Source organism: Candidatus Margulisiibacteriota bacterium (genome assembly GCA_028715625.1).
Taxonomy (GTDB): Bacteria; Margulisbacteria; Riflemargulisbacteria; order GWF2-35-9; family GWF2-35-9; genus JAQURL01.
Genome location: JAQURL010000080.1, coordinates 1 through 10,887, shown reverse-complemented (window position 1 = coordinate 10,887; position 10,887 = coordinate 1). Strand labels below are relative to the sequence as shown.

17 protein-coding genes are annotated in these 10,887 nt (G+C 42.6%); 6 read left to right on the top strand and 11 right to left on the bottom strand.

The window, feature by feature from the left end:
- Nucleotides 1-187: 187 nt before the first annotated feature.
- The 9 genes from PHV30_10750 to PHV30_10710 form a co-directional block, all read right to left on the bottom strand.
- Nucleotides 188-910, bottom strand: a complete 723-nt coding sequence (locus tag PHV30_10750; protein ID MDD5457492.1) for a hypothetical protein — start codon at nt 908-910, stop codon at nt 188-190.
- Complete coding sequence (locus tag PHV30_10745) at nt 911-1,543, bottom strand: hypothetical protein (protein ID MDD5457491.1); 633 nt, start codon at nt 1,541-1,543, stop codon at nt 911-913.
- A gap of 1 nt (nt 1,544) precedes the next feature.
- A complete protein-coding gene (locus tag PHV30_10740; GenBank protein MDD5457490.1) occupies nt 1,545-2,339 on the bottom strand; it encodes a hypothetical protein in 795 nt (264 codons plus the stop codon).
- A gap of 154 nt (nt 2,340-2,493) precedes the next feature.
- Nucleotides 2,494-3,063: a phospholipase D-like domain-containing protein gene (locus tag PHV30_10735; protein MDD5457489.1), complete on the bottom strand. Its 570-nt coding sequence runs from the start codon at nt 3,061-3,063 to the stop codon at nt 2,494-2,496.
- A gap of 48 nt (nt 3,064-3,111) precedes the next feature.
- Complete coding sequence (locus tag PHV30_10730; GenBank protein MDD5457488.1) at nt 3,112-3,696, bottom strand: hypothetical protein; 585 nt, start codon at nt 3,694-3,696, stop codon at nt 3,112-3,114.
- Between the two features lie 393 nt (nt 3,697-4,089).
- Entirely contained in the window at nt 4,090-4,329 is a 240-nt protein-coding gene (locus tag PHV30_10725) for a hypothetical protein (GenBank protein MDD5457487.1), read from the bottom strand.
- A gap of 19 nt (nt 4,330-4,348) precedes the next feature.
- Complete coding sequence (locus PHV30_10720; GenBank protein MDD5457486.1) at nt 4,349-5,125, bottom strand: M23 family metallopeptidase; 777 nt, start codon at nt 5,123-5,125, stop codon at nt 4,349-4,351.
- A 21-nt stretch (nt 5,126-5,146) separates the two neighbouring features.
- The gene (locus tag PHV30_10715) at nt 5,147-5,338 is read right to left on the bottom strand and encodes a hypothetical protein (GenBank protein MDD5457485.1); all 192 of its coding nucleotides are present in this window, start codon (nt 5,336-5,338) and stop codon (nt 5,147-5,149) included.
- A 35-nt stretch (nt 5,339-5,373) separates the two neighbouring features.
- Nucleotides 5,374-6,108 carry a hypothetical protein gene (locus tag PHV30_10710; protein ID MDD5457484.1) on the bottom strand — a complete coding sequence of 245 codons (735 nt, stop codon included), beginning with the start codon at nt 6,106-6,108 and terminating at the stop codon, nt 5,374-5,376.
- 261 nt (nt 6,109-6,369) lie between these two features.
- Between PHV30_10710 and PHV30_10705 the strand changes: the two genes are divergently transcribed.
- From PHV30_10705 to PHV30_10695, 3 genes are all read left to right on the top strand, one after another.
- A complete protein-coding gene (locus PHV30_10705) occupies nt 6,370-6,546 on the top strand; it encodes a helix-turn-helix domain-containing protein (GenBank protein MDD5457483.1) in 177 nt (58 codons plus the stop codon).
- Between the two features lie 130 nt (nt 6,547-6,676).
- Entirely contained in the window at nt 6,677-7,564 is an 888-nt protein-coding gene (locus PHV30_10700) for a helix-turn-helix domain-containing protein (protein MDD5457482.1), read from the top strand.
- A gap of 3 nt (nt 7,565-7,567) precedes the next feature.
- Nucleotides 7,568-7,741: a hypothetical protein gene (locus PHV30_10695; protein ID MDD5457481.1), complete on the top strand. Its 174-nt coding sequence runs from the start codon at nt 7,568-7,570 to the stop codon at nt 7,739-7,741.
- Here the strand turns inward: PHV30_10695 and PHV30_10690 are convergent.
- Nucleotides 7,734-8,147, bottom strand: a complete 414-nt coding sequence (locus PHV30_10690) for a hypothetical protein (GenBank protein ID MDD5457480.1) — start codon at nt 8,145-8,147, stop codon at nt 7,734-7,736. The two genes, PHV30_10695 and PHV30_10690, sit on opposite strands and share 8 nt — an antisense overlap.
- A 3-nt stretch (nt 8,148-8,150) precedes the next feature.
- Nucleotides 8,151-8,771 (bottom strand): tyrosine-type recombinase/integrase, encoded by a 621-nt coding sequence (locus PHV30_10685; GenBank protein ID MDD5457479.1) that lies wholly within the window; start codon nt 8,769-8,771, stop codon nt 8,151-8,153.
- Nucleotides 8,772-8,981: 210 nt separating this feature from the next.
- Here PHV30_10685 and PHV30_10680 point away from each other — a divergent pair, with 210 nt between their 5' ends.
- The 3 genes from PHV30_10680 to PHV30_10670 all read left to right on the top strand — a co-directional run bounded on the left by PHV30_10680 (nt 8,982) and on the right by PHV30_10670 (nt 10,534).
- Complete coding sequence (locus tag PHV30_10680; protein ID MDD5457478.1) at nt 8,982-9,419, top strand: hypothetical protein; 438 nt, start codon at nt 8,982-8,984, stop codon at nt 9,417-9,419.
- Nucleotides 9,420-9,804: 385 nt separating this feature from the next.
- On the top strand, nt 9,805-10,008 hold the full coding sequence (locus tag PHV30_10675) for a hypothetical protein (protein ID MDD5457477.1): 204 nt from the start codon (nt 9,805-9,807) through the stop codon (nt 10,006-10,008).
- A gap of 352 nt (nt 10,009-10,360) precedes the next feature.
- The gene (locus PHV30_10670; GenBank protein ID MDD5457476.1) at nt 10,361-10,534 is read left to right on the top strand and encodes a hypothetical protein; all 174 of its coding nucleotides are present in this window, start codon (nt 10,361-10,363) and stop codon (nt 10,532-10,534) included.
- Nucleotides 10,535-10,887: the final 353 nt, after the last annotated feature.

The following is a 10,887-nucleotide window of genomic DNA, read 5'->3' as shown; positions in this document are numbered from 1 at the left end:
AGTACATCAACGCCCTTGAAGACGGGGCAGTAGGAAAGAACGATTATTTAAAACTAGTCCCCGGCCGCTTATTTTCCGAATATTTAATAATAAAAAAATAAATAACTAGGCCGCAGGTCGAAACCGGTATCTGGAAAAAAGCCACGTTGACAATACGCTCTGATTTCATATTGTGAAAAAAATAGTATTAACTCGGATAGGTTATAGAAAAATTGTAAGTAAGAGTTAGAGTTTCTTCAGGTGGAACTATGCAGGTTTCAGGTAATAAGTCCCTTAACAATAAAAAAGTATCGGAAGAAGAACCGGTATAATAAAGAGTCGACCTAAACCCAGCTTCAGTAACAGATACATTAGAACCACTGCCGTTATAAAAACTTCGCTCATGATGTACTGTAAATAATCTTGTTTCTGAATCCCAAGTACGAGTAGGAGAAGAAGGAGCATTATATACTAACTGATTTGTGTTTGTGCCGGAACTTATAATATCTTGCAAATTATAATGATCAAAACTAAAAGGAATGGAAGATTTACCAATAACAATACCCAACATAGAGCCTTGAGTGCCTGCAAACTCATTTATGTAATATGAATGAAAAAAATAGTAAGAATAAGAACGAGTAGAACCGGTGACAGACTTGTTAGCTAATGAACCATCACCAAAAGAAGAACCTCCTATATTAGAAGTTGCGCCGGCACATTGACTGACAAGCCAGTTATAAAAATTTCTGACATAACTATTGCTGAAAAAAACACGTTCACCAAAAGCTTTAGAAGACAAACTGACCTTCAATGTAACAATAGGAGGAACGAACAAGTGTTTCTCAATACAGGAGCGCTGCAAATTTAGCCGTTCATCAAATTCTCGTAAAAAAACAGGGTCATTTTTAAGAAAAAACCGAGATTTAATCAATCAAAACACCTCCAAAGTGTAAGTCAAAACAGGCAAAGAATAAAAGTTATACGGTAAACCTGGAGCATAAACATTAAGAGAGTAAGTCAAAACAGGCAAAAAGTAAATATTATATGGTGGAATCTCAGGAGGTAAAACCTCCAGAGAATAAGTAACCAAAGGAAGAGAGTAAAGATTATAAGCTGGAATCTCAGGAGGTAAAACCTCAAAAGAATAACCAATATAAGGAAAAAAGTAGTAAAAAGATATAGGCGGAATAAAAACTTCCGGTACATAAAGAAATTTGACAAGATCAAGCCCTTTGGAAATTCGTTTAAGATTATAGCTCATAAACTTATGATAATTAGAGAGCTCAGGGCGCCAGACGTACTCAGCGCCGTATTTTTTATAATCAAAAGCGAGACTTTCCCAGCTGTCTTTCTCCTCCTGGGTCAAAGTGCGCCAAAGAGAAGAAATTTGTTTTACGTAAAGCTGTTTTTGTTCCTGGGCCTGGCCGCTGGGTTTTTTACGCTGAGGTTGAATGTAGACACGAGATTCATGCATGGAGCCAGCCGGGTAATCCCTGAAATCAAGAACGCCGGCAAAACGCCCCCTGGCGCGTAAACTGTTTAACGGACCTTTAACCTTGGCCATATTACTCCTCCCCTGTGCACTCCGGGACAGGTTTGTCATAACGTATCCAAGGAGTTTTGCTGGCTTTAATTATTTGATCACCTTCTAAAATAGGCGGTGGGTCAACGTCAGGAGGAGGGTCAAAGTTGCGTTCCCATATAACAACATCATTTAGAAAAACCTTAAATTCATCAAACCAAAAAACGCTATTACTTGGACCCTGGTAATATTGAACCTGGTCAACCATGATTTGTACTCTCCATTGGTCAAGGCCAACCCAAGGAGAAGGGATTACTTTTTCATATTCAACCTGGTACCATTTTAAATCTTTAAAGTTACCGTAGAGAAAGTAATAATTACAATAATCAGGATATTCAATGGCATCTTCGTACCATCCGGCACAATTGGGATCACCTTCAATTCGGGAAAAAAGATAAAATCTGTCTATCTCACCGCCAAGATAACTGCCGTATATGCCAAAATCAACAGAATCCCTATACCATGTTTGACCTGTTTCATCATAAACGGAAAATAAATCTGAGGCACAAACAAGAAAGCTGATTTTAACTTTATCGCCAGGATTGCCAGTAATAAAGGGAATCCAATCCATAACTTCATAATAGGTGCGCCTGGTTTCAAGCATTCCTCCGGAAGGAGCCATGACTTTGCACCAGGGCGGGACTACACCAATTCGATAACTGGCCTGGGTTAAACTAATGAAGTAATTATAATAATTAGACCATCCCGCCTGAGAAGCAAGCTGATACCACTGCTGCTTATCGGATTCACTTTGTCTATGCCAGCATTGAACGGCCAAAGAAAAATCATCTTGAACAAATTTCCTGCCACCGGACGGCGGTCCGCCATTGCGGCGACGGCGTCACATATGGTCGCGGTCGGCGAAATGGCGGTGAGAAAACATGTGATGCACGTCCTTGGCCAACTCAGGCGGGACATTCAGACCCCATATCTTAACCAAACGACTTTACCTCCTTGCACCGTTCCCACAACCAGGTGAACCATTTTTCAAAATCAGAAGCAATACTTTTTGAATGAATAGCAATGCTTGCTTCGTAGTTCTGCCACAGGCCGCGCTGGGTTAAATTGTGACTGCCGATGATCACAACCTCACTGTCGACAATCAGCACTTTACCATGGACAAGATAGCTGCGGCCGGCAGAGCGAACTGAAATCCCGTGCTCCACCAGATGCTGAGCAAGACTGCGGTTCTTGCTTATAATCGAAGTGGAACCGGAGTAATTTACAAGAACGTTCACCTTAACCCCGCGCTGATGAGCATGAACAAGAGAGTCAATAAGCATATCGGCCTTGGATCTTACGCCAGGAACAAAAGAACTTTGAAAGACAGTAAACAAAACCTTGGAATTAGAAGCGTCAACAAGTCTGTGAGCCGTATAAACGTAATCGCGGCCGATGAGGCTTAAGGCAATAGCCAGGTCAGCCCCCCTGAAATCAGTTATTTGTTTCAGTACTACTCCCCCCAGGATGTAAATAAAAACCCGGAAAAATAAACCGGGCATGTACTGACATATGAGATTTATGGTTAAACCGCAAAAAAACAATGTCTATTAAGCGGAGGGAGAAACAAAGCTATATATCCCGGTTTCGCCTTGTTTGCTGTTAGGTGTCTTAAGCAAAACTTTGAAATAATAAGTTTCGTTGGGTAAAAGACTGTTAAGTATTTTAGTAAATGAATTGGCACCGGTGGTAACCTCAGTTTCACCGTCTAGTAGACTTGTAGTCCTGCCATAGCGAATAACAAGATCAATGATAGCTTCGCTGCAAGAACCTGTAATAGTACATTCACCACTGCCACTACTGCCAGGCGCTGCCGTTACATCAGAGATTGTTACCCAAGATTTACCTGAATCAAGGCACTTTTTGACCCAACCCACCCATAAATTAAAGCCACTATAGGGTTGACCGCTGGCCTCGGTGCGTAAAGCGCCTTTATCAAAACCGGAAAGATTCTGGAAAAGAGAGACAGCAGTAGAAAAAAAGTTACGAGTTGTAACCTGGGCAACGGTGCGAGGGTTGGCAGGTTTTAGCCACCGGCGAACAGTTTTAAGACCGCGCCAGCCCATAAAAACGATGGTGTCAGCTATTTTGCCACGGGCATCCACCGAGAAGAGGGGACCGGTAACTTTTGCCATGAACAAAATCCTCCTTTCCTGAGAACTTTAACTAATTGTAAACCAGAAATGACTATTATGTCAACTTTAGAAAAATGAAATAACAAAAGAAGAAAGTTGTTTTAAAAAAAAGACCTTACGACAAACAGATCCCGACGCATAAGCAAAAAGTCAAAACGACTGCAACCGTATGCCTCGCCAAGCTTCGCCGTCAAAAAGCATGAGGTTCCTGGTGTCTGTTTCAAAGATGACCTGGCCAGGCCAGGGAGACGGCGGTCGGGAGGTGGAGCTGCAAACCTTTATTCCCGGGTGGGAATCTAAGATGTCCATATTACGCGCCCACTCAATATGCCAGCCGAAAGAGCCGGTAACAGGAGTAAAAAGTTTTAAGTTACAAGACTTATGAGACAAATTTTAAACCGCCTCTAGCTGGATAACGCGCCAGGCTTCGCCGTCAAAAAGCATGAGGTTCCTGGTGTCTATTTCAAAAACGACCTGGCCGGGCCAGGGTTCTTCAGGCCGCGTGGTAGAAGTAACAGCTTTAATACCGGGATGTGCATCGAGTTTATCCATATTGTCATACCATGCGGTTTGCCATCCGAAAGAACCTTCTTCAGGTTTTTTAAGACCAAGTTTAGGAGTGTCGCTGGGCATAATATAACCCCCTGTAAAATTAATGACTATTATTTATTTTGTCACCGTCAACTTTTGCTTCAGCGAGGACCCAACCTATAACGAGACTGACAAATCCCATGATCGTTTTTGTGTCAAGGTCCATGCCCAGGCCGTCGGTAAGCACCAATAAAATAGCGGCAGCCAAAGTCATTAAAAACTTGCGTTCTAAAAATTTACTTTTAATGGTCACATTTTCACCTCCAGGATAAATAATTTCCGGCAATTCTTCCGAAACCGATTCTGTTTCGGAAGCAATAACCTCAATTTGAGCAATAGGATCCGGTTCAGGTGGAGGTATGACTTGTTCAGGTTCGGGATTTTCTGTTTTAAGAAGTGCAACTGGAAGATAAAAGTTGGCAGGATCACCCCAAACGGATCCACCGGTGGAAACACCGTTGTCAACACGTAATTCATAGTGCAAATGTGTGCCGGTGACTTTCCCAGTGTTTCCGTTAGTACCGATCACGTCACCGTGTTTAAGGCGATCACCGACTTTGCAATTAATACTTTGCAAATGGAAAAAGAGTTGAATAACCCCTGATTCTATACGCATGGCCACGGTGTTGCCGGCGCGGTCGTAAAAACCGCAAGCGGTAACAATGCCAAAATATGGAGTAGAAATAGGTTCGCCAATAGGCTTATTGCCTAAATCAACACCGTTATGCATAACAAATTTTCCGCTACCGAAAGGATCAAGACGCGGACCAAAAGGACTGGTAACAACCCAGCCAAAGCTTTTGAAGAAATCAATAGGGTTAAGTTTAATAAGAGACATAGCCGAAGCCTCCGGGAAAGATTAAAATAAAAGATTGGCCAATGAGGAAGCGAGAACACCAACAAGAAGAATGATTATACCCCATAATTTTTTATCCATTGCGTCTAAACGGCCGTTTTGTGTTTTTTGCCAGAGAGTGAAGTGTTCTTGAGCTGAAATAAGTTTACCGATTTTCTCACTTTGTGAACAGGAATGAATATATTTATCTTCCACGACAACACCTCCAGGCAACAAAAATAAAATATAATTTAAGCCCCTGGGTAAAAACCAGGCAAGGTGCTGCCGAATGGACTATTACCGAAATACTGCCAGCCGAGGCCATATTGCCAGGGAGCACCTTTAACCTGGCCAAAAGAGCTGCAGCCAAAAAGTTGATGGCCAAAGCCGAAATTACCGCGCACATGATAAGGGCTGCCAAAGCTGCGCCGGCCGAACAGAGTTTGGCCAAAGCCGGCGGCCTTGTCAAAACGTGCGCCGTAAACGTTAGAGTAAAAGCCCCTCTCAAGGCCCTCGATGCCGGGGCTCCCGAATGTGGAAAGACCGAAGGGCTGTATACCCCAGCCATAATTTATGATTTTAGGAACCGGCTGACCGAAGCAGCTGGTTCCAAAACCTTGCCGGCCGAAACCGAGAGAGAGTATGAAGCGACTTATAAACTCGTTTACACCCTTGCGGGTGGAACGACTGGTGAACTCATTCCAATGTTGTTTTTCAGATGGTGAGAGCTCACGCCAGGCGACCATAGCCAGGTAAAGCTTCAAACGGTTTAATTGCTGTCTGGCGGTATTGCGTTTTACGTTAGGCCGGTCCAGTTTAGGATAACCAATAATGCCACGTATAGAAGCAATTCGCTGGTAAATTTCCCAAAGGCCTATTTGTTTTTGAGCTTCAATGCATAAACCAACCAGTTTGCCGTTACCTGGTCCATAAAAATACATGTGGCTAAACTGTTTTTTAAGTTTAAATCTGGCTGATCTGGTCATAAAAAAATGCACAGCTTCCTATAAAGAATAATTGTATTTACGATAAAAATTAAACTGAATTGTAAGATAAAAGTTTACATAAATAATAACAATGAAACTAAAAAAAGTAAAGTACAAAAAGAAAACTAATATAATATAAAAAGGACCTTGACTAAAAGATAACTGATAGTGTAAGATAAAAAAGATTAGAGAGCAGAAAAGAAGCTGACAAAAAACTTATGAAAATAAATAAACTGAAAGTAAGGAGTTTAAGGAGGAGACATGGCAAGACCAAGAAAAAAAGTTGATGTGCAAAGGATACTGCAGCTGTACCTGGTAGAGAAAATGTCAGTAAGACAGGTGGCTAAAGAGGTGGGAGTAAGCCACGACACGGTTGTAAGGCGTATCAGGGAAAATTACGGTGAATTAAGGCAATGGCGTTTACCTGGTGAAAAATAATTAATTTAATAGACTTTTTTTAAGATCAGTCGCTTTGTTTACATAAGATATATATTCGGCAGTTAACTGACATAGTAAGAAAACCTCGTAAACAGGCGATTGAAATCCTGTGGGAAGCGAGGTTTTTTAATTGTCTGAAAACACGATCCGTTTCGCTGTTGAAAAAGGTTTTTTTATTTGCGAAAATGACGTTTTTGGTTTGCCTCTGGGACCAATAGACAAACTTTGTTACCTGGCCCTGGTAAGATATGCTGATTCACAAAAACGAGCTTGGCCAAGCTACAACAAGCTGGCCAGTGACATAGGAGTTGGTAAAAAAAGAGCTATAGAAGCGGTAAAAACTCTCGTTGAATGCAAACTAATTGAAAAAAAGGTGCGTGGCAATCGCTCAAATATTTACCTTGTTTACCCGGCAAGGTTTTTTTGTGCTCAAAAAACGAGTGAGAATAATGAAGAAAGTATACATAATAACGGTGTCCAAAAGACACCCCAAGACAATTTAGTGGTGTCCCAGGGACACCTCCAGGGTGTCTTCAGAACACCCTCAGGGTGTCCGAGGAACACCCTCAGGGTGTCCGAGGAACACCCAATAAGTACCAATATAAGTACCAATATAAGTACTCTCTCATCAACAGAAGAGGAGAGAGAAAAATTAAAAAATAAGAAAAGTAAAGAAAAGCAACGCGACCTGGATATAGTGAAAGAGTTTATAGCGCGAAAAGGTTATGAAGTTAATAAAAAGGTTTTAGTAGACATGTTAAGCCAGTACTCAATCCAAGAAATTAAAGCGGCCATTAATTGTACAGATTTTCAGCTAGCAAGGAATCCACTGGCAGTAATATATGCTTTGTTGCAAAGCGGCCGGTTTTTAATTCCACGAAAAAGAGTAAATGAAATCAAGCCACATTTGACGGAAGAGGCAATGCAGTTGGACAAAGATACAATGAGACAGTATATTGAGCAGCTTAAAAATAGCCTGGAAAAGTATGAAGAAAATAAAAGTATGGGAGATGATTAAATTATGGGAGTGTGGAGCAAATTGTATGAAGTCGAGTTCCTAGTAAAAAAAGCACTTCGGGAAAAAGATGATCGAGCGTTAAGAGCAATTATTATACAGATAGCAAGGAAGCTGGATTTAAAAGATCCCTTCCTTGACGAAGGAATAAAAAAAATGATAGAAGAAAAGCTCAATTAGCTACCAGGTATAAGTAATAGTCTTTTAACTTTTGAGGCAACTCCAAGGGTTCACAAATGAAATTTACAATACCAGGGAGGAAAACATGATGTGAAACGTAGGCATTGTAATCATTCAAATAATCGATATGAGGCGCAGCGAGCACAATTTCATTTGCCCAGGCGTAAGCAAGACCGATTTCAAAATGGGTGTTAAATCGACCAGGCAAAAAAGCAATAAAAAGTTCAGCATCACCTATAGCTTTAACTGCTTGTGTAGATAGATCAGAGTTGGGTTTCTGATCAAGGTCAAAAAATTTAGACGGCCAGGACCAGGTAAGTTGCCAGCCAAAAGCAGTAAATTCATGGCAAAGCCTGGTGTATTCAAAAAAACTAAGACCGCTGGGTGAAAGATAATACTTCAACATAATTTATCCCTCCTTTCGGGATGGCAGGCGGTTGTTACGGAAGGATTTTAAGGATGACTCAAGTTCATCGTCAACAATGTGGGTATAAATCATGGTGTTGGCGATGCTGACATGACCTAAAGCACGCTGCACCAGGCGGATATTTTTAGTGTCCCGCAAAAGGTCGGTGGCAAAAGTGTGGCGCAGCGTATGCGGGTGAATGTCCTTTTCGATGCCGGCACGGCGCGCGTATCGTTTCACCATATCACGGACGTACCGATCGTTAAGCCGGCCGCCGGCAAGGGTGCAGAAAAGATAGCTGCCGCCAGGTGGACGAATTAAACGCCACTGATGCAGCTGCTCGAGATCATTTTCTGAGAGCCAAAGGATGCGGTCACGACCACCTTTGCCTTCCCGTACGGTAAGTTTACCGCTTAGCCAGTCAATGTCTTTAACTTTGAGTAAGATTAACTCATTTACTCTCAGCCCCAGGTTGAGAAAAAGAGAAAGCATACAAAAGTTACGAAGACCGGTAGGAGCATTTTTGTTAGGAATAGATAGAAGGGCGGATTGTTCAGAAGCGTTTAAAATTTCTGGCAAGCGAAATTTTTTTACCACTGAAGGCAATACCGAATTTGTAACCAAGGGGAGAAACACCTCCTTTAGGATTCGCCTCCGGTTACGTATAAAAGCGGTATTATATATCGGTCAAAAAATCGGCTTAAGGTGGTGATGAGAAAATACAAAAACGGAACTATATATCAAGCAAAAAAAAGGAGGCTGATCAATCTTAAATATAGCAAAAACGGAAGTTTATTTCAATAAAATCATTTCCAACAAGAGGAGGAAAAGAACATGAAGCCGGAAAATATTCGCCGCTTCAAAAGTGATTTTGAGAGGTATGTCAATGATCTAAAGGTGATAAAAATGGACGTAACACCTTTGGAAGCATGGGTCATAATGTGCCAATTACAACTGGCACTAAGGCACCCCCGTAATATTGGACCAACAGCAGTGATAGCAAGAGAAATAGCAAAGGAAATACAGGAAAAGGTGGCAATAACACCAGCACTACAAGAAATAGCGGAAAAGGGGTGGAAACGGGAATTTGATATGATGAACGGATTTCGGCAAGAAAGAACATGCATTATTTGTGCATGTACTGATAAATTCCCATGCGTAGAGGGGTGTTATTGGGTTTTAGATAATTTATGCAGCCGATGCGTCAGGAAATACAACATAACTGTAAGACAAGGAAAAATTGAGATGAGAAAAAGAAGATACGTCAATTGAACTAAAAGCAGGAGGCAGAAAGAAAAAACAGGCGCCGGCGCCAGGACCGCCAGGTGACCAACAAGGTGGCAGCCGGCGCCCCGGAAGGAGAGAGGAGCTGCAGGGCCTGGGGAGAGCTGCCGGCCATACAGGGTACCACCGGCGCCGGCACCAGGTCCGCCAGGTGGCCAACCAGGGGAACGCCGGCGCCCCGGAAGGAGAGAGGAGCTGCAGGGCCTGGGGAGAGCTGCCGGCCAACCAGGGGACCGCAGGCGCCGGCGCCCGGACCGATAGGTTAATATTTAAATACAAAGTAAGAAAATAAAGCTTGACAAAGGATATCTCAAAGGGATATAATAGTATTAATATAAGACAATGTAAGTAAACAGGAAGGGAGGCGTAGTAGGTGGAAAGTTATAATTATTGGAAAAATCAGTCAAAAAAATACTTCAATCAAATAATAGACGTAGCAGGTTATACCGGAACGCTATTAGCAACATGCAAAGAATTATTTAATCAAGGGAAAATAGATGAAGCACAAATATATGAAAAAATTATAAACGATTTGGCTGCAATGGTAGGGGTTCATGGATACCGTATAACAGTTTAGCGGACCAGTCTTGGCCAAGAATGAAGAGAGCAATAGAGAGGTGGGATGATGAGGCCGGAGCAATTAGTAGAGTGGCTGTCAATGCTCCGCGATATACGTACCAATTTCAAAAATATGCAAATTACATACTCGGTTTACACAATGGACTCACTTATAAATTATTTATCGTGTGAGCTGGAGAAAAATGATATAAGTGCAAGAGTAAAGAAGCAACAAGAGGAAGCACTAAGAGATGCAGAAAAAGTGATAATGGCGTCACGTTTGGCTATAAAGGCAAGTTAATAGGGAAAGTGTATTCTACTACGCCCTGCAACGGATAATGAAAAGTTGATATGAGAGGAGGGCAGAAAAGTTGAAAAATCTGCCGGTCGTAAAGAAAAACATGTCAAAAGTACGAAAAGCAATCTACTTAAAAGAGTACACTGTTGATGAAGTTTTTGAATTTTTTATAGCTGCAATTGAAGCGCTTGAAGATGAAGTAATTAATCTAAAAAAGGTGCTAGAATGGAAAATTTCTGTTAATTAAGAATAATGAAGAGGACGCGCCCGGGAACCCGTAAAAACAAAGGTTGCCGGGCATTTTATGTACAAGACTGACAAAGGCGCCGGCGCAAGGTCCACCAGGTATTCGACCAGGTGGCAGCCGGCGCATCGGGTGGAGAGAGGAGCTGCAGGGCCTGGAGAGAGCTGCCGGCCATCCAGGAGACCACCGGCGCCGGCACCAGGTCCGCCAGGTGGCCAACCAGGGGAACGCCGGCGCCCCGGAAGGAGAGAGGAGCTGCAGGGCCTGGGGAGAGCTGCCGGCCATACAGGGTACCACCGGCGCCGGCACCAGGTCCGCCAGGTGGCCAACCAGGGGAACGCCGGCGCCCCGGAAGG

Coding starts and splice junctions, on each gene's coding strand:
- PHV30_10745 (MDD5457491.1), bottom strand. CDS start 1,543: ATGGCCAAGGTTAAAGGTCCGTTAAACAGTTTACGCGCCAGGGGGCGT.
- PHV30_10735 (MDD5457489.1), bottom strand. CDS start 3,063: ATGCCCGGTTTATTTTTCCGGGTTTTTATTTACATCCTGGGGGGAGTA.
- PHV30_10730 (MDD5457488.1), bottom strand. CDS start 3,696: ATGGCAAAAGTTACCGGTCCCCTCTTCTCGGTGGATGCCCGTGGCAAA.
- PHV30_10725 (MDD5457487.1), bottom strand. CDS start 4,329: ATGCCCAGCGACACTCCTAAACTTGGTCTTAAAAAACCTGAAGAAGGT.
- PHV30_10720 (MDD5457486.1), bottom strand. CDS start 5,125: ATGTCTCTTATTAAACTTAACCCTATTGATTTCTTCAAAAGCTTTGGC.
- PHV30_10710 (MDD5457484.1), bottom strand. CDS start 6,108: ATGACCAGATCAGCCAGATTTAAACTTAAAAAACAGTTTAGCCACATG.
- PHV30_10705 (MDD5457483.1), top strand. CDS start 6,370: ATGGCAAGACCAAGAAAAAAAGTTGATGTGCAAAGGATACTGCAGCTG.
- PHV30_10695 (MDD5457481.1), top strand. CDS start 7,568: ATGGGAGTGTGGAGCAAATTGTATGAAGTCGAGTTCCTAGTAAAAAAA.
- PHV30_10690 (MDD5457480.1), bottom strand. CDS start 8,147: ATGTTGAAGTATTATCTTTCACCCAGCGGTCTTAGTTTTTTTGAATAC.
- PHV30_10680 (MDD5457478.1), top strand. CDS start 8,982: ATGAAGCCGGAAAATATTCGCCGCTTCAAAAGTGATTTTGAGAGGTAT.